The 20,737-nt window shown below is 72.6% G+C and carries 12 protein-coding genes; all 12 read left to right on the top strand.

Going from position 1 to position 20,737, the window contains the following annotated elements; genetic code table 11:
* The first annotated feature begins 85 nt into the window (after nucleotides 1-85).
* The 12 genes from mrdA (at nucleotide 86) to AC0682_RS18880 (ending at nucleotide 20,616) form a co-directional block, all read left to right on the top strand.
* Nucleotides 86-2,305 carry a penicillin-binding protein 2 gene (gene mrdA, locus AC0682_RS18935; protein ID WP_478534009.1) on the top strand — a complete coding sequence of 740 codons (2,220 nt, stop codon included), beginning with the start codon at nucleotides 86-88 and terminating at the stop codon, nucleotides 2,303-2,305.
* Nucleotides 2,305-3,498, top strand: coding sequence for a rod shape-determining protein RodA (gene rodA / locus AC0682_RS18930; protein WP_254812563.1), 1,194 nt, complete (start codon nucleotides 2,305-2,307; stop codon nucleotides 3,496-3,498). The genes mrdA and rodA overlap by 1 nt, the downstream gene beginning before the upstream one ends.
* Nucleotides 3,499-3,527: 29 nt before the next feature.
* The gene (locus AC0682_RS18925) at nucleotides 3,528-5,051 is read left to right on the top strand and encodes a CYTH and CHAD domain-containing protein (RefSeq protein ID WP_478534007.1); all 1,524 of its coding nucleotides are present in this window, start codon (nucleotides 3,528-3,530) and stop codon (nucleotides 5,049-5,051) included.
* A gap of 88 nt (nucleotides 5,052-5,139) precedes the next feature.
* Nucleotides 5,140-7,068, top strand: a complete 1,929-nt coding sequence (locus AC0682_RS18920; RefSeq protein ID WP_478534006.1) for a TIGR03960 family B12-binding radical SAM protein — start codon at nucleotides 5,140-5,142, stop codon at nucleotides 7,066-7,068.
* 70 nt (nucleotides 7,069-7,138) lie between these two features.
* A complete protein-coding gene (locus AC0682_RS18915) occupies nucleotides 7,139-8,296 on the top strand; it encodes a hypothetical protein (RefSeq protein WP_254812566.1) in 1,158 nt (385 codons plus the stop codon).
* Nucleotides 8,297-8,420: 124 nt separating this feature from the next.
* Entirely contained in the window at nucleotides 8,421-9,200 is a 780-nt protein-coding gene (locus AC0682_RS18910; RefSeq protein ID WP_254812567.1) for a TIGR03936 family radical SAM-associated protein, read from the top strand.
* 231 nt (nucleotides 9,201-9,431) lie between these two features.
* Complete coding sequence (locus AC0682_RS18905; RefSeq protein ID WP_478534004.1) at nucleotides 9,432-13,589, top strand: Rne/Rng family ribonuclease; 4,158 nt, start codon at nucleotides 9,432-9,434, stop codon at nucleotides 13,587-13,589.
* A 343-nt stretch (nucleotides 13,590-13,932) separates the two neighbouring features.
* Entirely contained in the window at nucleotides 13,933-15,051 is a 1,119-nt protein-coding gene (locus AC0682_RS18900; protein ID WP_478534003.1) for a DegT/DnrJ/EryC1/StrS family aminotransferase, read from the top strand.
* A complete protein-coding gene (locus tag AC0682_RS18895; RefSeq protein WP_478534002.1) occupies nucleotides 15,048-16,067 on the top strand; it encodes a Gfo/Idh/MocA family protein in 1,020 nt (339 codons plus the stop codon). The genes AC0682_RS18900 and AC0682_RS18895 overlap by 4 nt, the downstream gene beginning before the upstream one ends.
* Nucleotides 16,057-17,712 (top strand): glycosyltransferase family 4 protein, encoded by a 1,656-nt coding sequence (locus tag AC0682_RS18890; protein ID WP_478534001.1) that lies wholly within the window; start codon nucleotides 16,057-16,059, stop codon nucleotides 17,710-17,712. Before AC0682_RS18895 ends, AC0682_RS18890 begins: the two co-directional genes overlap by 11 nt.
* Nucleotides 17,696-19,333, top strand: a complete 1,638-nt coding sequence (locus AC0682_RS18885; protein ID WP_478534000.1) for a glycosyltransferase family 2 protein — start codon at nucleotides 17,696-17,698, stop codon at nucleotides 19,331-19,333. The genes AC0682_RS18890 and AC0682_RS18885 overlap by 17 nt, the downstream gene beginning before the upstream one ends.
* Entirely contained in the window at nucleotides 19,330-20,616 is a 1,287-nt protein-coding gene (locus AC0682_RS18880; protein ID WP_478533998.1) for a nucleotide sugar dehydrogenase, read from the top strand. The genes AC0682_RS18885 and AC0682_RS18880 overlap by 4 nt, the downstream gene beginning before the upstream one ends.
* The last annotated feature ends 121 nt before the right edge of the window (nucleotides 20,617-20,737 follow it).

Genomic DNA, 20,737 nt, shown 5'->3' with positions numbered 1-20,737 from the left:
GAGGGCACCGGGGGCGCCCCGTGAGGCCGCGTCTTCCGGGGGCCGACCCCCGTACCCCCAGCCGGACCACCACCGGGGGCGCCCCGTGAGCAACATTCCCGAGACCGGGCGGACCCAGCGGGTCCAGATCCGGCTGATCGTCATCCAGGTGCTCGTCTTCTCGCTGCTCCTCACCCTCGGCGGGCGCCTGTGGTACCTCCAGATCCGCAACGGCGAGGAGTACACCACCAAGGCGGCGGGCAACGGCGTCCAGCAGGTCGTCCAGCCCGCCGTGCGCGGCTCGATCCTCGACGCCCGGGGCGTGCCGCTCGCCGACAACGAGACCCGGCTCGTCGTCTCCGCCAGCCGCACCGAGCTGCTGAAGATGAAGGACAACGGCGTCGGCGTCCTCACCCGGCTCGCGGACGTGCTGGACATGGAGCCCCAGGAGGTCCGGGACAAGGTCCGCCTCTGCGACTCCAAGACCCCGCAACCCTGCTGGAACGGCTCGCCCTACCAGCCGATCCCGGTCACCGACGAGGCCACCACCCAGCAGGCCCTCCAGATCCGCGAGCGCGCCGAGGACTTCCCCGGCATCACCGCCGAGCCCACCGCCGTACGCCGCTACGCCGCACCCGGCAAGGCGAAGACCGCGCAGGTCCTCGGCTACCTCTCGCCCGTCACCGACGAGGAGATCCAGAAGGCGCTGGACGGCCCCTCGCCCTATCTGCGCTCCGACCAGGTCGGCCGCTCGGGCCTGGAGCGCACGTACGACAAGGAGCTGCGCGGCAAGGCGGGCGTCACCCGCTACGAGGTCGACAACCTCGGCCGTGTCATGGGGGAGGCCGAGAGCGACCCGGCGGTGCCCGGCTCCAACCTCGTCACCAGCCTCGACGCCCGGGTCCAGGCGGTGGCCGAGTACGAGCTCGCCGCCGCGATGAAGCTGGTGCGGGGCGAGACCGACAAGATCACCGGCCGCAAGTACGAGGCCGACGCCGGCGCCGTGGTCGTCATGGAGTCGAAGACCGGCCGGGTCGTCGCGATGGCCTCCCAGCCCGACTACGACCCCAACGCCTGGGTCGGCGGCATCTCCGGCAAGGAGTACGCCGAGCTCACCAGCAAGAAGTCCAACTACCCGCTGCTCAACCGGGCCATCCAGGGCCAGGCACCCGCCGGCTCCATCTTCAAGGTGGTCTCCGCGAGCGCCGCCGTCCGGGCCGGGCACGCCTTCAACGACCGGTACAACTGCAGCAGCTCCTACAGCCTCGGCAGCCAGACCTTCGCCAACTTCGAGTCCCAGGGGCACGGGCCCATCACCCTCGGTGAGGCGCTCAAGTACTCCTGCAACACCGTGTTCTACCGCCTCGGCCACGAGGAGTGGGCCCGGGACGGCGGCATAAAGCCGAAGAAGGACGCCAAGAACTGGTTCTACACCACCGCGCGCGACTTCGGCCTCGGCTCCGAGACCGGCATCGACCTCCCCAACGAGGTCAAGGGCCGCATCCCGGACCGCGAGTGGAAGCAGAAGTTCTGGGAGGCCAACAAGGACGCCTGGTGCAAGGAGGGCAAGAAGGGCGGCACGTACGTGCAGCAGATCGCCTACGAGAGCTGCCTCGAAGGCAACCAGCTCAAGGCCTACGACAGCATCAACTACGCCATCGGCCAGGGGGACGTGCTGGTCACCCCGATCCAGATGGCCACCGCCTACGCCGCCATCAGCAACGGCGGCACCCTCCACGAGCCCACCGTCGGCAAGGCCGTGATCAGCCCCGACGGCAAGACCGTCCGGGAGATCAAGCCCAAGGCGAGCGGCAAGCTGCCGGTCAGCGCCCAGACCGTCAAGGACCTCGACAAGGGCCTGCGGGCCGTGGTCGAGCCCGGTGGCACGGCGGCCTGGCGGTTCGGCGGCTGGCCGCAGGACAAGATCCCGATGCGCGCCAAGACCGGCACCGCCCAGGTCTACGGCAAGCAGACCACCTCGTGGCTCGCCACCTACACCGACGACTACACGATCGTCATGACGATCTCCCAGGGCGGCACCGGCTCCGGCGCCTCCGGGCCCGCCGTCCGCAAGATCTACGACGCGCTCTACGGCCTCGACGCCCAGGGCAACCAGGATGTGAGGAAGGCCCTGCTGCCCACACCCCAGAAGGCGCTGCCCAAGATCCAGCCCGACGGCTCGATCCACGCCCCGAAGATCGAGCCGTACCAGCCCGTGCCCACCGAGCAGGAGGGCCAGGCGGCCGACCCCGAGAACCTGCTGCCGCAGCCCCCGGGGCAACCAGGGCTCACCGGATCCCCGGCCACGACAGGGAGGCAGCCCTGATGGCAGGTGGCTTCTCCGTCGCCCGGTACGGCCCCGAGCGGGGCTCCTGGGCCAAGCTGACCGCCCGCGACTCCCTCGCCCGGCGGCTTGACTGGCCGCTGCTCGGGGCCTCGCTCGCGCTCTCCTTCATCGGTGCGCTCCTGGTCTGGTCCGCGACCCGCAACCGCGACTACCTCACCCAGGGCGACCCCTACTTCTTCCTCATCCGGCACTCCCTCAACACCGGCATCGGCGTCGCCCTGATGATCGGCACGATCTGGCTCGGCCACCGCACCCTGCGCGGAGCCGTCCCGGTCCTCTACGGCGTCTCAGTGCTGCTCATCCTCGCCGTACTCACCCCGCTCGGCACCACCGTCAACGGTGCCCACGCCTGGATCAAGCTCCCGGCCGGCTTCTCGATCCAGCCCTCCGAGTTCACCAAGGTCACCATCATCCTGGTGATGGCGATGCTGCTCGCGGCCCGCGTCGACGCGGGTGACCAGGCCCACCCCGACCACCGGACCGTCGCCAAGGCGCTGGCCCTCGCCGCGATCCCCATGGGCATCGTCATGCTGATGCCGGACCTCGGGTCCGTGATGGTGATGGCCGCGATCGTCCTCGGCGTCCTGCTCGCCTCCGGCGCCTCCAACCGCTGGGTCTTCGGCCTGCTCGGCTCGGGCGCCGCCGGGGCGGTGGCCATCTGGCAGCTCGGGCTCCTCGACGACTACCAGATCGCCCGCTTCGCCGCCTTCGCCAACCCGGCGCTCGACCCGGCCGGAGTCGGCTACAACACCAACCAGGCCCGCATCGCGATCGGCTCCGGCGGCCTCACCGGCACCGGGCTCTTCCAGGGCACCCAGACCACCGGACAGTTCGTTCCCGAGCAGCAGACCGACTTCGTCTTCACCGTCGCCGGCGAGGAGCTGGGCTTCCTCGGTGCCGGGCTGATCATCGTCCTGCTCGGTGTCGTCCTGTGGCGCGCCTGCCGGATCGCCCGCGAGACCACCGAGCTGTACGGGACGGTCGTCGCCGCCGGCATCATCGCCTGGTTCGCCTTCCAGTCCTTCGAGAACATCGGCATGACGCTCGGCATCATGCCGGTGTCCGGCCTGCCGCTGCCCTTCGTCTCCTACGGAGGGTCCTCCATGTTCGCCGTCTGGATCGCCATCGGGCTGCTCCAGTCGATCAGGGTGCAACGGCCGATGTCCGCCTGAACCCGCCCCGCGCGGGTAGGTGTCCGTATATGACGGACACCAAACGCGAGATCGAGCGGAAGTACGAGGCCACCGAGGCCACCCGGCTGCCCGACCTGAGCCGGGTGGCGGGGGTCGCCCGGGCCGTCCCCCAGGGCGTCACCGAACTCGACGCCGTCTACTACGACACCCCCGGCCTCCGCCTCGCCGCCGACTCCCTCACCCTGCGCCGCAGGACCGGCGGGGCCGACGAGGGCTGGCACCTGAAGCTCCCCGTGGCCCCCGGCATCCGCGACGAGCTGCACGAGCCCCTGGGCGACACCCTGCCGCACTCCTTCGCCGCCCTCCTCCGCTCCCGCCTCCGCCACGACGAGGTGACCCCCGTCGCCCGCCTGCTCTCCTCCCGCGACGTCCAGCACCTCACCGGCCCCGACGGCACCCTCCTCGCCGAGGTCAGCGTCGACACGGTCTGCGCCGAACGGCTCGCGGGGAAGGGGAGCGGCACCACTACCACCTGGACCGAGATCGAGGTCGAACTGGCCGACGACGGTGACCCCGCCTTCCTGGACGCGGTCGAGAAGCGGCTCCGCAAGGCCGGGGTGCGCCCCTCGGAGTCGTCCTCCAAGCTCGCCAGGGCGCTGGCGGAGACCACCCCCGTACGCAAGGAGAAGCGGGAGGAGGACGGGCCGCACACCGCCGGAGACCACGTCCTCGCCTACGTACGCGAACAGATCCGCACCATCGTCGAGCGCGACCCCGCCGTCCGCCGCGACCTCCCCGACTCCGTGCACAAGATGCGCGTGGCCACCCGCCGGCTGCGCAGCGCCTTCAAGACGTACCGCAAGATCCTGGACCGCGAGGTCACCGACCCCGTCGGCGCCGAGCTGAAGTGGCTCGCCGGGGAGCTGGGCGTCGACCGCGACCAGGAGGTCCTGGACGAGCGGCTGACCACCCGGATCGAGGCCCTGCCCACCACCCTGGCCCTCGGGCCCGTACGCGGACGGCTCCAGGTCTGGTCGACCGCCCGCCGCACCGGATCGCGCCGCCGGATCCTCGACGTCCTGGACGGGCAGCGGTATCTGGACCTCCTCGACACCCTGGACGCCCTCGCCGCCGACCCGCCGCTGCGCCCCGCCGCATCCCGCGCGCCGGGGAAGGCCCTGCCCCGCGCGGTGCTCAAGGACTACGAACGGCTCGCGCGCCGGATGGACCGCGCCCTGGATCACCCGCCGGGGCCCGAGCGGGACGCCGCCATGCACGAGGCCCGCAAGGCGGCCAAGCGCGCCCGGTACGCCGGTGAGGCCGCCCGGCCCGCCCTCGGCAAGCCCGCGAAACGCTTCGCCAAGCGGACGAAGGCCCTCCAGTCCCTCCTGGGCGACCACCAGGACAGCGTGGTCGCGCGCGAGTCCCTGCGCGCCCTCGCCGTCCAGGCACACGCGGCCGGGGAGACCACCTTCACCTGGGGGCTGCTGTACGGCCAGGAGGAGGCGACCGCCGACCGCCGCGAGCGCGAGCTGCCCGAGGTGTGGGCCCGTGCCTCCGATCCCGTACTGCGCGCGGATCTCGCACCGTGAGGCAGTGAGGCTCTGCGGGCGGATCCGAAGGGCCGGGGCGCGGGGTACGCTTGATGGTCACCCCTGCCGGCTCACGAAGGTTCGCGAGATGTCTGCCGCATCGGTCTTCCCACAGCTCGAAGCTCTGCTCCCGCATGTGCAGAAGCCCATCCAGTACGTCGGCGGTGAGCTGAACTCCACCGTCAAGGACTGGGACAGCTGCGACGTCCGCTGGACCCTGATGTACCCCGACGCCTACGAGGTCGGGCTGCCCAACCAGGGCGTCATGATCCTGTACGAGGTACTCAACGAGCGCGAGGGCGTCCTCGCGGAGCGCACGTACAGCGTCTGGCCGGACCTCGAAGAGCTGATGCGCGAGCACGGCGTGCCGCAGTTCACCGTGGACAGCCACCGCCCCGTCGGCGCCTTCGACGTCTTCGGCCTCAGCTTCTCCACCGAGCTGGGCTACACCAACATGCTCACCGCCCTGGACCTCGCGGGCATCCCGCTGGAGTCCAAGGACCGCACGGTGGACCACCCGATCGTCCTCGCGGGCGGCCACGCGGCCTTCAACCCCGAGCCGATCGCGGACTTCATCGACTGCGCCGTCATCGGCGACGGCGAGCAGGCCGTCCTGGAGATCACCGAGATCATCCGCGCCTGGAAGGCCGAGGGCCGCCCCGGCGGCCGTGACGAGGTGCTCTTCCGGCTCTCCAGGACCGGTGGCGTCTACGTCCCGCGCTTCTACGACATTGAGTACCTCCCCGACGGCCGCATCGGGCGGGTCGTGCCCAACCGGTCCGGAGTGCCGTGGCGCGTCTCCAAGCACACCGTCATGGACCTCGACGAGTGGCCCTACCCCAAGCAGCCCCTCGTCCCGCTCGCGGAGACCGTGCACGAGCGGATGTCCGTGGAGATCTTCCGCGGCTGCACCCGCGGCTGCCGTTTCTGCCAGGCCGGCATGATCACGCGCCCCGTGCGGGAGCGAAGCATCACCGGCATCGGCGAGATGGTCGACAAGGGGCTCAAGGCGACCGGTTTCGAGGAGGTCGGCCTGCTCTCCCTCTCCTCCGCCGACCACAGCGAGATCGGTGACATCGCCAAGGGGCTCGCGGACCGCTACACCGAGGACAAGGTCGGCCTCTCGCTGCCCTCCACCCGCGTCGACGCGTTCAACGTGGACCTGGCCAACGAACTGACCCGCAACGGCCGCCGCTCCGGCCTCACCTTCGCCCCCGAGGGCGGCTCCGAGCGGATGCGCAAGGTCATCAACAAGATGGTGTCGGAGGAGGACCTCATCCGGACCGTCGCCACCGCCTACGGCAACGGCTGGCGCCAGGTGAAGCTGTACTTCATGTGCGGCCTGCCCACCGAGACCGACGAGGACGTGCTCCAGATCGGTGACATGGCGGTCAACGTCATCGCCAAGGGCCGCGAGGTCTCCGGCCAGAACGACATCCGCTGCACGGTCTCCATCGGCGGCTTCGTGCCCAAGCCGCACACCCCCTTCCAGTGGGCCCCGCAGCTGAGCGCCGAGGAGACCGACGCCCGGCTGAAGAAGCTCCGGGACAAGATCCGCGGTGACAAGAAGTACGGCCGCTCCATCGGCTTCCGCTACCACGACGGCAAGCCCGGAGTGGTGGAGGGCCTGCTCTCGCGCGGCGACCGGCGTGTCGGCTCCGTCATCCGCGCGGTCTACGAGGCCGGCGGCCGTTTCGACGGCTGGCGCGAGCACTTCAGCTACGACCTCTGGATGAACTGCGCGGGGAAGACGCTCCCCGAGTACGGCGTCGACGTCGACTGGTACACCACCCGCGAGCGCACCTACGAGGAGGTCCTGCCCTGGGACCACCTGGACTCCGGTCTGGACAAGGACTGGCTCTGGGAGGACTGGCAGGACGCGCTCGACGAGACCGAGGTCGAGGACTGCCGCTGGACCCCCTGCTTCGACTGCGGAGTCTGCCCGCAACTCGACCTGGACATCCAGATCGGCCCGACGGGCAAGAAACTGCTGCCGCTGAGCGTGGTCGACAAGTAGCGCCCTCGCACGTCCACGCGCGCAGGCCCGGTCCGGCAACCACGGACCGGGCCTGCGCGTCATGGAGGGCATGGACGACCGCACGCCCCAGCCCCTCGACCGGTACGCGCCCGAGACCGCCCTGACCCGGCTGATCAGGATTCCGGTGCGCGTCGTGGTGCTGGTCGTGGTCCTGCCCGTCCGTATGGTCTGGGACCTGCTGGCCGCCGGCTGGTACGCCGTCGACCGGACCGTGCTGCCCCCGGCCCGACGGGCGCTCGAAGCCTCGGTCGGCGCGCTGGGGCGGGGCCTGGAGTGGCTGTTCGCCTCCGTCGGCCGGGTGCTGGGGTGGCTGATCGCCGTTCTGGTGCTGATCCCGCTGCGGTGGCTGTACACCTCGCTCCTCACCCCGCTCGGGCACGGCCTGCGGTGGATCGCCACCGCCCTGCTGGCCCCGGCGGCCCGTGGCATCGGGACGGGGCTGGCCTGGCTGCTCACCAAGGCGCGACAGGGCGCCGCCCGGCTGCTCGCCGTGCTCGTCGTCGCGCCCGCGGCCGGCCTGTGGCGGTACGTGCTCGTGCCGGTGGCACGGTACGGCGTGGCCGTCCCGCTGGTCTGGCTGTACGGGGCCGTCCTCACCCCGGTCGGCCGGGGGGCGGGCCGGCTCCTCGGCGCGATGGGGGAGGGCGCGGCCTGGGTTCTCGGCGGCCTGTGGCGGGGGCTCTCTGCCGTGGGGCGTGGGCTGTGGAGCGCCGCGATCCGGCTGGTCACGACGCTGGTCGTCACCCCTGCCTCCTGGACGTACCGCCGGATCCTCACCCCCGTGGGCCGGGAGATCGCGGAGGCCGCCCGGGTCGCCTGGCGGATCGCCGGGTACCTCTCGCGGGCGGTGGGCCGGGGGATCGCCTGGCTGGCCCGGCACCTGATCGGCGTACCGGCCGCCTGGGCCTACCGCACGGTGTGCACCCCGGTCGGCCACCTCGTCCGGGACGCCCTCTGGGCCCCGGCCCGACGCGCCGCCGCCGAGGCCGGCCGCGCAGCCCGCTCCGCCCTCGCCACCGCCCGGGAGACCGTGCGCCAGGCCCGCCGGGACGCCTGGCGCGCACTGGTCGGCAGAACGGCCGGCGCGCGGTCCGGGGAACCGCTGGGGGTGCCTGCGCGTACTCTGGGTAGTACAACGACTGTCCCCAGCGCGGTGCAGGCGTCCGAGACCTCCCTGCCGGGCGAGAAATTCGTCAAGCGGGGGTGAGCCGGCGCGGTATCCCGGGGACCACCCCGTATTTCGTGGGCGGCGCTCCCCGGCGCCCGCCCCGCACCGAGGAGAAGAACCACTGGGCAAGCGACAGCCCGAAGGCCCGCCGCCCGCACCGGCGGTGCAGCGCATCCGACTGCGCTACACCAAGCGCGGCCGCCTCCGGTTCACCAGTCACCGCGACTTCCAGCGGGCCTTCGAGCGGGCACTGCGCCGCTCCGAGGTGCCGATGGCGTATTCGGCGGGCTTCACCCCGCACCCCAAGGTCTCCTACGCCAATGCCGCCCCCACCGGCACGGGCAGCGAGGCCGAGTTCCTGGAGATCGCCCTCACCGAGGCGCGCGACCCGGACCGACTGCGCGAGCTGCTCGACAGCTCACTTCCGGACGGTCTCGACATCACCGACGCGGTGGAGGCCCGCACCTCCGGCCTCGCCGAGCGGCTGACCGCCTCCGTCTGGGAGCTGCGCCTGGACGGCGTCGACCCCGACGAGGCGCGCAGAGCCGTCGACGCGTTCAACGCCGCCGAGGCCGTCGAGGTCCAGCGCAAGGCGAAGAACGGTATCCGCACCTTCGACGCCCGCGCCGCCGTCGCGGACCTCCAGGCCCTTGATCCACCGGCCGATAGGCCGGGAGACCGGCCCTGTGCGATACTGCGCCTGGTTGTTCGGCACGTGACACCCGCCGTGCGACCCGACGACGTCCTGTCCGGTCTCCGCGCTGTGGCCGACCTGGCGCCGCCCGTCCCCGCCGCGGTGACGAGGCTGGCGCAGGGGCTCTTCGACGAGGAGTCCGGCACGGTGACCGACCCGCTCGCGCCCGACCGCGAGGCCGCCCCGACCGCACAACCCGCGGTCGCAGCAGCCGTCGCGACGGCGCCGGAAGGTGCAGGTTCCGCGTAGGGCGGACGTTGGAGCGCAGCCCTGCGACTCGGGAGCCACCTGGGTCGGGCCGCGCAGTGTGACCCATAAGACTTTCGCCAGGCCGTCCGCAACACCGCGTACGGAACCGGCGAGCCAGACATCAGCTCCCGTGCGGCGCCCGCGCCCCGGACGGCCCTGCCGCACCCCTGCGGACCGTGCCGGACCGGAATCAGACGCGGCGCCCGGGAGCGCGACGGGAGAACCGCCCGCATGCCTCAGTCGAACGAGCCCGCTGCCAACGGGAACAACGAAGAGAACACCCCCGGGGACAAGCTGCCGCCGCGCCGCAGGCGCCGCGCCGCTTCCCGCCCCGCCGGGCCGCCCGGCGGGGCCGTGGCCCCCGCCGCCGAGGAGACCGCCGCACCGGCCGCCGAGGCCGCCGCCGTGGAGACCCCGGCCGCCCCGCCCGAGGAGACCGCCCCGCCCGCCCGTACGCGCCGCCGCGCCGTACGCAAGGCCACCGCGCCCGCAGGCGCTCCGGTGACGGCCGAGGTGGTCGAGCCGGCCGCCGCGGAGCCCGTCGCCGCCGAGGAGCCCGCTGCGGAGACCGCCGCCGAGGAGACCCCGGCGCCGCGTACCCGCCGTCGTGCGGTCCGTAAGGCCACCGCTCCGGCCGGTGCCCCGCAGGCCGCCGAGACCGTGGAGGCCGTGGCGGTCGTCGAGACCCCGGCCGAGCCGCTCGCGGAGGACGAGGAGGACGAGGAGAACGAGGAGCCGGTGGCCGTCGAGGCCGAGGCCGCCCCGGAGCCCGCCGCCCCGCGCCGCCGCCGCGCCTCCCGCAAGGCCACCGCGCCCGCCGGTGCCCCGCAGGCCGCCGAGACCGAGGTGATCGTCGAGCCGGTCGCCCCCGCCGAGCCGGTGGCGGAGCCCGCCGCCGCGGCCCCGCGCGGCCGTACCCGCCGCCGCGCCTCCGCCCCGGCCGGTACCCCCCAGGCCGCGACCGCCCCCGAAGCGGTGGACGAGCCCGCGGCCCCGTCGGCCGCCGCTGAGCCCGCCGCGGAGGCCCCGGCGCCGCGCAGCCGCCGCCGTGCGGTCCGTAAGGCCACCGCCCCCGCCGGCGCCCCCGCCGCCGAGGAGACCGTGGCTGTCGAGGAGCCCGCCGAGACCGGCGAGAGCCTGCCCGCCGCCGTCGCCGAGGAGCTGGCCGCCGAGGCCGACGAGGTCGAGGAGGCCGCCCCGCGCGGCCGCCAGCGCCGCCGGGCCACCGCGGCCGCCGGACGCCCCGAGTTCACCACCAAGGCCGAGGAGCCGAGCCGCAGGGGCCGCCGCGCCACGCGCCCCGCCGTCGCCGTGTTCCAGGCCCCGGTCTTCGCCGAGCCGATGTTCCAGACCCCCGAGACGGCGGCCGCCGCGGCTGCCGCGGCCGGTTCCTCCTCCCCGTACGGTGACGCCGACGTGGCCGAGGAGGAGCAGAGCACCCAGGCCGCACAGGTCTCCGCGCCCGACGAGGCCGCGCCGCAGGGCGGCTCGCGCCGCCGTCGCCGCCGCCGTGGTGAGGCCGCCGAGGCCGAGCAGGCCGCCGTGCCCGCCGCCCCGGTGGAGGAGCCCGCCGATGAGGCACCCGAGGCCGAGGCGGACGAGCACGAGGGCGACGAGAACGACGAGTACGGCGACCGCCCCTCGCGCCGCCGTCGCCGCGGTGGCCGTCGCCGCCGCCGGGGCGAGGCCCACGACGCGGACGAGGCCGAGCAGCAGGCCGAGGAGGCGCCCGCCCCGGCCCGCGCCGACGAGGCCCGCACCGAGGACGAGCAGCCCCGGACCGAGGAGGCCGACGACGAGGAGGAGGGCGACAGCGACTCCACCGCCTCCGGTTCGAGCAGCAGCCGCCGTCGCCGTCGCCGCCGTCGCCGCAGCGGTGACGCCTCCCCCGAGAGCGACAACGGCACCGACGACCCGGAGCGTACGGTCGTCAAGGTCCGCGAGCCCCGCAAGAAGGAGGAGCGCGAGCCGGGCACCGGCTTCGACGAGGTCCAGTCCATCAAGGGCTCGACCCGCATGGAGGCCAAGAAGCAGCGCCGCCGCGAGGGCCGCGAGCAGGGCCGCCGCCGCGTTCCGATCATCACCGAGGCCGAGTTCCTGGCCCGCCGCGAGGCCGTCGAGCGCGTGATGGTCGTCCGCCAGAGCGGCGAGCGCACCCAGATCGGCGTCCTTGAGGACAACGTGCTCGTCGAGCACTACGTCAACAAGGAGCAGGCCACCAGCTACGTCGGCAACGTCTACCTGGGCAAGGTGCAGAACGTCCTGCCCTCCATGGAGGCCGCCTTCGTCGACATCGGCAAGGGCCGCAACGCCGTCCTGTACGCCGGTGAGGTCAACTTCGAGGCGCTCGGCATGGCCCACGGGCCGCGCCGCATCGAGACCGCGCTCAAGTCCGGCCAGTCGGTCCTGGTCCAGGTGACCAAGGACCCGATCGGCCACAAGGGCGCCCGCCTCACCAGCCAGGTCTCGCTGCCCGGCCGCTACCTGGTCTACGTGCCCGAGGGCTCGATGACCGGGATCAGCCGCAAGCTCCCCGACACCGAGCGCTCCCGCCTCAAGACGATCCTCAAGAAGATCGTCCCCGAGGACGCGGGTGTCATCGTGCGCACCGCCGCCGAGGGCGCCAGCGAGGACGAGCTGCGCCGCGACGTCGAACGGCTCCAGCAGCAGTGGGAGGACATCCAGAAGAAGGCGAAGGGCACCAGCGGCTCCAACGCGCCGACGCTGCTCTACGGCGAGCCGGACATGACCGTCCGGGTCGTCCGCGACATCTTCAACGAGGACTTCTCCAAGGTCATCGTCAGCGGTGACGACGCGTGGGAGACCATCCACGGGTACGTCTCGCACGTGGCGCCCGACCTCACCGACCGTCTCTCGCGATGGACGTCCGAGGTCGACGTCTTCGCGACGTACCGCATCGACGAGCAGCTGATGAAGGCGTTGGACCGCAAGGTCTACCTGCCCAGCGGCGGTTCGCTGGTGATCGACAAGACCGAGGCGATGGTCGTCGTCGACGTCAACACCGGCAAGTTCACCGGCCAGGGCGGCAACCTGGAGGAGACCGTCACCAGGAACAACCTGGAGGCGGCCGAGGAGATCGTGCGCCAGCTGCGCCTGCGCGACCTCGGCGGCATCGTCGTCGTCGACTTCATCGACATGGTGCTGGAGTCCAACCGGGACCTGGTGCTGCGCCGACTGCTGGAGTGCCTGGGCCGGGACCGCACCAAGCACCAGGTCGCCGAGGTCACCTCGCTCGGCCTGGTCCAGATGACCCGCAAGCGGGTGGGCCAGGGTCTGCTGGAGTCCTTCTCCGAGACGTGCGTCCACTGCAACGGGCGCGGTGTCATCGTCCACATGGAGCAGCCGACGTCCGTCGGTGGCGGCGGTGGCGGCAAGAAGTCCCGCAAGCGCGGCCGTGGCGGCGCCGGTCAGGACCACGAGCACGAGGACCCCACGGCCGTCGAGCCGGCGGAGACGGAGGCCGAGCTGGCCGCCGAGGTCGCCGCCCCGATCGCGGTGGAGCCCGAGGCCGCCGCGGACGAGGAGTTCTACAGCAGCCCGGCCGAGGCCGAGGCGGCTGCCTCGCGCCGGGGCCGCCGCCGGGCGTCCCGCAAGGTGTCGGCCCCGGCCGGTGCCCCGAAGACCGAGACGCCCGTCCCGGTGGCGGAGACGGTCGTGGAGCCCGTGGCGGAGCCGGTCGTCGAGCCGGTCGGCGAGTCGGCTGCCGCCGAGCCCGCGGCCGTCGTGCCCGCGTCGGGCGTCACGGAGCCGGAAGCCCCCGAGGCCCCGGCCGCCGAGGCCGCGCCCCAGGGCCGTACACGCCGTCGGGCCACCCGTAAGGCGACCGCCCCGGCGGGCTCGCCGCAGCAGGCCGAGCCGGCGGAACCGGTGCGGCCCGCCGAGCCCACCACGGACCCGGCCGCCGTCGAGGACCCGGTCGTCGAGGCGCCCGCCGCGCCCGCTCCCGTGACGGAGGCACCCGAGGCGGAGGCGCCCAAGGAGGCCGCACCGCCGCGGGCCCGTCGCCGGGTGACCCGTAAGGTCACCGCCCCGGCGGGTTCGCCCACCGGCGCGGAGGCGGCGGCGGTCGTCGTCGTGGAGTCGGCACCGGAGGCCAAGGCCCCGGAGGCCGCCCCGGAGACGGATGCCGACGCTTCCGGAGAGCCCGCCCCGGCGAAGAAGACGGCCCGCAAGGCCGCCGCCAAGAAGGCCCCGGCGAAGAAGGCGGCGGCCAAGAAGACGGCCGCGAAGAAGACGGTCGCCAAGAAGACCGCCGCGAAGAAGACGACGGCGAAGACCGCTGCGAAGAAGGCGACGAAGAAGACCGTCGCCGCCGAGCAGTCGTCCTCCGCCGTCACCGCTTCGGCCCCGTCCACCGACGGCGAATAATCGAACAACTGAGTAATTCTCACTCGTTTGTTCTTTTCCCGTGGCCCGTTCCGATACTTTCGGAGCGGGCCACGGGCCTTTTTTCTGAACTGTCGCAACGGGCGGTCAACAGCGCCGAATTGATGCCGGTAAACCCTGATACCGTGACCGCGGTCGCTGGACCGCCGGAGTTCTTTCGCGAAAGCCGTATATCGACGATCGGCCCGGTGACGCACAGACGGACCGGATTCCTCGGCAGGGCGTCGGCATCACGCCGATGAGGTGTCGCGCGGTCGTGAAAGATGTCCCGCACCTCGGAGTTCCGCCCTCTGCCGAGCTGTCGCGGTGTTCAAGGAGGAAGTCCATGACGGTCATCAACGAGCAGCCCATCCCCGCTGCCCGTCCGGTCATCGGGGAAGAGGAGATCGAAGCGGCCGTACGCGTCCTGCGCAGCGGCCGGGTCGTGCAGGGGCCCGAGGTCGCGGCGTTCGAGGAGGACTTCTCCCGGCTGGTCGACGGACGGCACTGCGTCGCCGTCAACTCGGGCACATCGGCGCTCCACCTGCTGCTGCTCGCGCTGGGCATCGGACCCGGCGACGAGGTGATCGTCCCCTCGTTCTCCTTCGCGGCCTCCGCCAACGCGGTCCGCCTGACCGGTGCCGACGTGGTCTTCGCCGACATCGAGCCGGGCTCCTTCGGCCTCGATCCGGCGGCCGCCGAAGCCGCGATCACCCCGCGGACCGCCGCGATCATGCCCGTCCACCTCTACGGCCACCCGGCGGCGATGGACCGGATCGTGCCGGTCGCCGCACGGCACGGGCTCGCCGTGGTCGAGGACGCCTGCCAGGCCCATGCCGCGTCGCTGCACGGCACCCCGGTCGGCGCGTTCGGCGCGGGCGGCACCTTCAGCTTCTACCCGACGAAGAACATGCACTCCCTGGAGGGCGGCATGGTCACCACGGGCGACGCCGAACTGGCCCGCACGCTCCGCCTCCTGCGCAACCAGGGCATGGAGCAGCGGTACGCCAACGAGATCGTCGGCGCCAACATGCGGATGACCGACGTCTCCGCCGCCGTCGGCCGGGTCCAGCTCTCCCGGCTGGCGGGGTGGACCGAGCAGCGCCGTAGCCACGCCGCCCACCTCGACGCCCACATCACCGCACCGAACGTCACCACCCCGCCGGTGGCCGAGGGCGCCCGGCACGTCTACCACCAGTACACCGTGCGGATCCGGGGCGACCGGGACGCCGCGATGGCCGCGCTCACCGGGGCGGGCGTCGGCAACGCGGTCTACTACCCGACACCGATCCACCGTCTCAAGCCCTACTGGGAGCCGGACCAGAAGGCGGGCCGGGTCTGGGAGCTGCCCGAGACCGACCGGGCGGCCGCGGAGGTCGTCTCGCTGCCCGTGCACCCCTCGCTCACCCCGTCCGACCTGGAGCGCATCGTGGCCGCCGTGAACTCCCTGGGGGAGCAGCTGTGAGTGCCGTACTGAAGGCCGGGCTCATCGGCCTCGGCTCCATGGGGCGCCACCACGCCCGGGTCCTCGCGAGCCTGGAGGGCGTCGAACTGGCCGGTGTCGTCGACCCGATGGGCGACCGGAACGGCTGGGCCCAGGGCGCTCCCGTCCTGACCACCGTCGACGAACTCCTCGCGCGCGGTGTCGACTACGCGGTCGTCGCCTGCCCCACCGGTCTGCACGAGAAGATCGGCCTCCAACTCGCGGACGCGGACGTCTGCGCGCTGATCGAGAAGCCCCTCGCGGACTCCGTCGGGGGCGCCCGCCGCCTCGTCGAGGCGTTCGAGTCCCGCGGTCTGGTCGCGGACGTCGGCCACATCGAGCGCTGCAACCCGGCCCTCCTCTCGCTGCGCAGCCGACTGGAGGCAGGCGAGCTGGGCGACGTCTACCAGGTCGTCACCCGACGCCAGGGCCCCTTCCCGCACCGGATCGCGGACGTCGGTGTGGTCAAGGACCTCGCCACCCACGACATCGACCTCACGAGCTGGGTCACCGGCCAGGAGTACACCTCGATCGCCGCCCACACCGTCTCCAAGTCGGGTCGCCCGCACGAGGACATGGTCTCCGTCGTCGGCCGGCTCTCCGCGGGCACGATGGCCAACCACCTGGTCAACTGGTTGAGCCCGCTCAAGGAGCGGTTCACCTCGGTCACCGGGGAGCGCGGCTGCTTCATCGCCGACACGCTCACCGCCGACCTCACCTTCCACTCCAACGCCGCGGTCACCACCGAATGGGAGGCGCTGCGGGCCTTCCGAGGGGTCTCCGAAGGCGACATGGTCCGCTACGCCATCTCCAAGCGGGAGCCGCTGCTCGTCGAGCACGAGCTGTTCCGCGACGCCGTCCAGGGCAAGCCCGCCGATCTCTGCACCCTGCGGCAGGGGCTGCTCACCGTCGAGGTGGCCGAAGCCGTGCTGGAGTCCGCCTCCAGCCGCACCACCGTCACCCTCACGGCTCCGGAGCGGACCGGCCATGGCAGCTGACCTTCCCGATCCGACGGAGAACACCGAACCCGCCGGGAGAACCGAGAACACCGTGCCCGCCGAGGCCGACGGGACCACCGCCCCCGCTTCCCGCCCCCGCCGGGGCACGCGCGGCCGGATCGTCATGCTCGTCGACAACAGCGTCCACGGCGACTCCCGGGTGCAGAAGCAGGCGGCCTCGGCCGCGGCGGCGGGCTGGGACGTCGTCCTGCTGGGCAAGTACTCCGGCAAGGAGGAGGAGACGGTCTGGACGCTGGGCGAGGCCGAGGTCCGCCTCATCGGGGTCAAGGCCAAGATGTCGACCCGCCCCAAGGACCTCCGCGGGGCCCCGATGCGCCGCCCCCTGGCCTACCCCTCCGAACGGGTCGCGGACTTCCGGTTGCAGCAGGTCAAGGCGTGGCGGGCGGATCTCCGGGTCCGCGGTGCCGCGCTGAGGACGGGCGAGGACCGCTCCCGCCTCGGGACCGTGGGCGGTCAGGTCTGGCTCGCGGCGCGCCGGGGCGCGGCCAGGGCCACCGGCCGCTGGGTCAAGCTGCGCACGCGCCACACCAGGAAGCTGCGCACCCTCCGCCGGACCCGCTCCACCCCGCTCGACAAGGCGGCCACGGCCTTCTGGCTCACCACCATGGGGGACCGCGCCTGGCGGCGGCTCGACCCCTCGGTCTGGGACTTCGAGCTGGCCTACGGGCCCGTCATCGACGAGCTGCGGCCGGACGTCATCCACGCCAACGACTTCCGCATGCTGGGCGTCGGCGCCCGCGCCAAGCTCCGCGCCCGCGCGGCCGGCCGGCGGGTCTCGCTGGTCTGGGACGCCCACGAGTACCTGCCCGGTGTGCGCTCCTGGTCCAACCAGCGGAAGCTGCCGGCGATGGTGGCGTACGAGCGGGAGCACGCCAAGTACGCCGACGCGGTGGTCACCGTCTCCGGCGGCCTGGCCGATCTGCTCCAGCGGACCCACGGACTGCCCGAGCGTCCGGCGGTGGTGCTGAACGCGCCGGAGGCGGCGGACGCGTCCCGCTTCACCGACCTGCCGGTGCCGGACCTGCGCGCCCTGTGCGGCATCGGCCCGGACGTACCGCTGCTCGTCTACAGCGGGCTCGCCGCCCGTCAGCGCGGCCTCGACATCATGGTGGAGGGACTCCCCGAGCTCCCCGGAGCCCATGTGGTGTTCGTGGCGAGCCACCCCGAGCTCCCCTACCTCCTGCGGCTGATGGAACGGGCCGAGGAGCTGGGTGTCCGCGACCGGGTGCACGCCCTGCCGTACGTACCGCACTGGCAGGTCGTCTCGTTCCTCTCCACCGCCGATGTCGGGGTCATCCCGATCCACCACTGGCCGAACCACGAGATCGCCCTGATCACCAAGTTCTTCGAGTACTCGCACGCCCGGCTGCCGCTGGTGGTCAGCGATGTGCGGACGATGGCGGAGGTGACCCGGCAGACCGGTCAGGGCGAGGTCTTCGAGGCCGGGAACGTGGAGGACTACGTACGGGCCGTACGGGCCGTGCTCGATGCGCCCAAGCGCTACACGGCCGCCTACGAGGTGGAGGGCCGGCTCGACGCGTGGGTCTGGGAGGCCCAGGCGGAGGTTCTGGACGGGGTCTACTCCCGGCTGATGCGAGGAGCAGGGGATGGCCGCAACCCCTGACGTCCCCGACGTCACCGTCGTCGTCGCCGTCTACAACACCATGCCGTATCTGACCGAGTGCCTGGACTCCCTCGTGGGGCAGAGCATCGGCCCCGGGCGGATGGAGGTCATCGCGGTGGACGACGGGTCGACCGATGACAGCGGCCGCGAGCTGGACCGGTTCGCGGCCGAGTACCCGGACGTGATCACCGTGGTCCACCAGCCCAACTCGGGCGGACCCGCGGCTCCGAGCAACCGGGCGCTGGAGCTGGCCACCGGCCGGTTCGTCTACTTCATCGGCTCCGACGACTATCTGGGCGAGGAGGCGCTGGAACGCATGGTGGCCTGCGCCGACGCCGACGGTTCGGACGTGGTCGTCGGCAGGATGGTCGGCGTCAACGGGCGCTATGTCCACCAGAAGCTCTATCAGGAGGGGCGGCGGGAGGTCACCCTCTTCGACTCGGCGCTGCCCTTCACGCTCGCCAACACCAAGCTCTTCCGCCGGGAGCTGGTGGAGAAGTACGGGTTGCGGTTCCCGGAGGACATGCCGGTCGGCAGCGACCAGCCGTTCACCGTAGAGGCGTGCGTCCGGGCCCGCCGGATCTCCGTCCTCGCGGACTACACGTACTACTACGCCGTCAGACGCGGCGACGCGAGCAACATCACCTACCGGGCGGACCATCTCTCCCGGCTCCGGTGCACGGCACGCATCATGGACCACACCGCCGGACTCATCCCGGCGGGGCCCCGGCGCGACGCCGTGCTCCGGCGCCACTTCGAGTGGGAGCTGTCCAAGCTCATGCTCGACGACTTCCCCGCGCTGCCTCTGGCCACCCGGCGGGAGATCTGCGAGGGGCTGGCGGTCCTGCTGGACGCCTACTTCACCGACGGCCTGCGTGAGGCGACCGGGGTGAAGAGACGGGTCCGCTTCGGTCTCGCCCGGCGGGGCGCCGTCGAGGAGCTCACCCGTGCCATCGCGGACGAGGCCGAACACGGGGCGCCGCCCTTCCTGCTGGAGGGGGACCGCGCCTTCGCGCCCTACCCGGGCTTCCGGGACCCCGCGATCGGTCTCGACGACCGGTGGTACGAGGTGCGGGAGCCGGTCGCGGGCAGACTCGGAGCCGGTACGGAGCTGGAGTCGGCCGCCTGGGAGCAGGAGGGGGACGAACTCACCCTCGCTCTGAAGGTGTGGATCGGCGTCATCGGCGACACCGCCTCGGCCGTCGTCGCCCTCGCCCGGGGCGCCCTGCCCAAGAGCGCCGACAGACCCGGGGCGCGCAGGCTGCCCGAGAGCGCCGTACGCCCGGAGGCGGTCGGTGAGTTCACCAGGGAGCCCGCCGACGACGGCACCGGCACCCTGCTGAGCGCCCGCATCCCGGTCGACCGGGTCCGGGCCGAGCGCGGGGTACGCGTCTATGTCGACGTGGCGGGTACGACGTACGAGATCCCGGTCCGCACCGGGGGGCTGCCGCTGCCGCTGGCCCGCCGGTGGGGGCGGGCCGCGCCCTACCGGGCCTCGGCCAACCGGAATCCGAAGGGGCGGCTCGTGGTCACCACGGCCCTGCTGTGGGAACCCGCGCCCCCCGTGGGCGCCCGGCTGCGCCGCATGCTGTCCAGGCTGAAGAGGAAAGTGACCCGATGAAGATCTGTGTAGTCGCGCTCGGCAAGATCGGGCTGCCGCTCGCCGTGCAGTTCGCCGCCAAGGGCCATCACGTCGTCGGCGCGGACGTCGACGAGAGGGTCGTGGAGCTGGTCAACGCGGCCACCGAGCCGTTCCCCGGCGAGCACGACCTCGACGTGAGACTGAAGGAGGCGGTCGGCGCCGGTCTGCTCTCCGCGACCACCGACACCACGGCCGCGGTCGCCGCGTCCGACGCCGTCGTGGTGGTCGTGCCGCTCTTCGTGGATGCCGAGGGCACCCCGGACTTCGGCTGGATGGACGCCGCCACCAAGGCCATCGCGGCGGGCCTCAAGCCCGGCACGCTGGTCAGCTACGAGACCACGCTGCCGGTCGGCACGACCCGTACGCGCTGGGCGCCGATGCTGGCTGAGGGATCGGGTCTGACCCCCGGCGAGGAATTCTCCCTGGTGTTCTCCCCGGAGCGGGTGCTCACCGGCCGGGTCTTCGCCGACCTGCGCCGCTACCCGAAGCTGGTCGGCGGCATCGACGAGGCGTCCGGCGCGGCGGGCGCCGCCTTCTACGAGGCCGTCCTCGACTTCGACGAACGGCCCGACCTGCCCCGCCCCAACGGCGTCTGGGACCTGGGCACGGCGGAGGCCTCCGAGCTGGCGAAGCTGGCCGAGACCACCTACCGGGACGTCAACATCGGCCTGGCCAACCAGTTCGCCCGGTTCGCGGACCGGAACGGCATCGACGTCAAGAAGGTCATCGAGGCCTGCAACAGCCAGCCCTACAGCCACATCCACCAGCCCGGCATCGCCGTCGGCGGCCACTGCATCCCGGTCTATCCGCGGATGTACCTGTGGAACGACCCGGAGGCGACCGTCGTGCGCGCGGCCCGCGAGGCGAACGCGGCGATGCCCGAGTACGCCGTCGACCTGCTGGCCGCCGCCTACGGGGACCTGGAGGGCGCCGGGGTCCTGGTGCTGGGCGCGGCCTACCGCGGGGGCGTCAAGGAGACCGCGTTCTCCGGGGTCTTCGGCGTCGTCGAGGCGCTCAGGGCGCGGGGCGCGGTGCCGTTCGTCTCGGACCCGCTGTACACCGCCGAGGAGCTGACCGCCCTCGGTCTCGTCCCGTACGACGGCCACCAGGCCGTCACCGCCGCGATCCTCCAGGCCGACCACGCCGAGTACCGCGAGCTGTCCGCCGCCGGTCTGCCGGACGTCCGCGTCCTGGTCGACGGCCGCCGGACGACGGACCCGGAGAAGTGGGCCGGGGTGCGCCGGGTCGTCATCGGCGGCTGAATTCCCGTACGAGTTCCGTAATTCCGCGCGAATTCCCCGCGAGGTTTCCTGTGGGGGAGGGTCGGTGAATTCCTTCGCCGGCGGCCCTCCCCCTGTGAACTCCTGTACGAAATTCATGCGA

This window comes from Streptomyces sp. NPDC043746 (assembly GCF_056436485.1).
Note: the sequence above shows the minus strand (reverse complement) of the source record. Positions and strands in the feature narration are given on the sequence as shown.

Excerpts from the sequence above, each read along its gene's own strand:
- AC0682_RS18915 (WP_254812566.1), top strand. The coding sequence starts at position 7,139 with ATGGACGACCGCACGCCCCAGCCCCTCGACCGGTACGCGCCCGAGACC.
- AC0682_RS18905 (WP_478534004.1), top strand. The coding sequence starts at position 9,432 with ATGCCTCAGTCGAACGAGCCCGCTGCCAACGGGAACAACGAAGAGAAC.
- AC0682_RS18925 (WP_478534007.1), top strand. The coding sequence starts at position 3,528 with ATGACGGACACCAAACGCGAGATCGAGCGGAAGTACGAGGCCACCGAG.
- AC0682_RS18920 (WP_478534006.1), top strand. The coding sequence starts at position 5,140 with ATGTCTGCCGCATCGGTCTTCCCACAGCTCGAAGCTCTGCTCCCGCAT.
- AC0682_RS18885 (WP_478534000.1), top strand. The coding sequence starts at position 17,696 with ATGGCCGCAACCCCTGACGTCCCCGACGTCACCGTCGTCGTCGCCGTC.
- rodA (WP_254812563.1), top strand. The coding sequence starts at position 2,305 with ATGGCAGGTGGCTTCTCCGTCGCCCGGTACGGCCCCGAGCGGGGCTCC.
- AC0682_RS18890 (WP_478534001.1), top strand. The coding sequence starts at position 16,057 with ATGGCAGCTGACCTTCCCGATCCGACGGAGAACACCGAACCCGCCGGG.
- AC0682_RS18900 (WP_478534003.1), top strand. The coding sequence starts at position 13,933 with ATGACGGTCATCAACGAGCAGCCCATCCCCGCTGCCCGTCCGGTCATC.
- AC0682_RS18880 (WP_478533998.1), top strand. The coding sequence starts at position 19,330 with ATGAAGATCTGTGTAGTCGCGCTCGGCAAGATCGGGCTGCCGCTCGCC.